Source organism: Pseudoalteromonas sp. SR43-3, assembly GCF_014163875.1.
In the GTDB taxonomy this organism is placed as follows: Bacteria; Pseudomonadota; Gammaproteobacteria; order Enterobacterales; family Alteromonadaceae; genus Pseudoalteromonas; species Pseudoalteromonas distincta.
In genome coordinates this window covers 1-1,435 of the sequence record NZ_JACJEC010000040.1, presented here as the reverse complement: position 1 = coordinate 1,435, position 1,435 = coordinate 1, and the positions used below count along the sequence as shown (strand labels likewise).

At 44.9% G+C, this 1,435-nt stretch carries 1 protein-coding gene; it reads right to left on the bottom strand.

The window, feature by feature from the left end; genetic code table 11:
- Window positions 1–1,331, bottom strand: a 1,331-nt coding sequence (locus tag H5088_RS20060; RefSeq protein WP_182754404.1) for an IS4 family transposase, incomplete at its 3' end; no start/stop codon positions are given.
- Between the last annotated feature and the right edge of the window lie 104 nt (window positions 1,332–1,435).

Below are 1,435 nucleotides of genomic sequence, written 5' to 3'. Positions count from 1 at the left end.
AGGATGGCTTGTAACTTAAGCCATCCTTGCCATAACACTTTCACAGATGCACGCCCTGTGCGCTTGGTATCTTTCCAGCCTCCTAACTTTGCCAGTTCCTGATACGCCCATGACATATTTGGAGCAGTTTCAGGCAATGGTGTTTTTATTCTCTTTAACCACAATAACTTCCATGCTTTGGGAGATAATAGTTGTTCACAACTTGGAGAATCAGGCTGCTCATTGGTGAACTTTAGTTGCAATATTCGCGTCGCAATAAAGCCATTAATCGTCACCAATCTTTCCATGTTATCTTGGCTTTGAAGGCGTAAACTTTCGATATCCGTGCCATCACTTTTCCAGACTTTATGGTATTCCTCTACAAGCCAACGGTGCTCATAGTAGGTGATGATAGCTAAGGCGTCTTCTTTGCTGGTGACTGGTTCACTGGTTAATAGGTGCCAGCTTAAGCCGTTCTCAGCGTTTCCTCTCTCTGCACTGCCGACATAGTAAACTGGGAGGGAGCGTCCTTTCTTATTGTAAGGCGCTTTGAGTGTCACTGGCGCATAGGTGATATCCAGTGTTGCGCTTCGGGCTTTTCTTCCTCCTTTTTGTGCAATGTGGATGTGTTTGGTGCCTGCACTCATCAGCTCGCTTGCAAACGCATAGAGCTTATCCTCACCTTCTTCAATATGACGACTTTGCATCGAGCGTACGACGAATCGTTGCTGCTCGGTCAGTTTATACTGCAAGTATTCGTAGATGTCCGCTTCGCGGTCACACACCGATATCACGTTCGCCATTTGTCCTTGCAGCCGCTCTGCCATCGCTCGTGACGCTGACTCCCACTTGTAACTTTCTTTTTCTTCGTAAGAAGTCGTCGCGTGTTTTTCTCTTTTTCCAATCGTGTTGATATCACGACTCCAGCGAGACTGTTCAATTAATCCCACAACTTGCTTTGTGTCTGGCGCAAACAGTAATACGCTATGAGCTAACAAGCCTCGTTGTTTTGCTCCTCGTCCGACATGACCCAAATCATCTCGAATGGAGGAATGTTTATAAATTAGTGTGGTCGTGTCTTCTAATGCGAGCAACAAGTTATGACTTTTTGCTTGTTCAACCGTGGCTTTAAAGCCTGACTCTGCTATAGCCGTTGCGTCAATATTCTCGTTGCGAATAAAGCGGTAGGCACCTTCCATATCGGCGGGGGATTGAGTGATGTTTACAAGTGGTTTTCCTGGTTCATTTGCAAGCGTTGATGCTAACTTTACCAGACGCGCTGTTCTTCTTGGATCACCTAAGTCCGATTTACCGAATTGTTGTTTTGCCCAATGAGTATGTTCGTTAATCATAATGTGCCCTCAAACAAGATTTGAAGATCTGATCATGACATTGAGATTTAGTTCAAAAAAATCCCCGCTAATTTCTTAGCAGGGATTTGTGTATAAGAGACAGC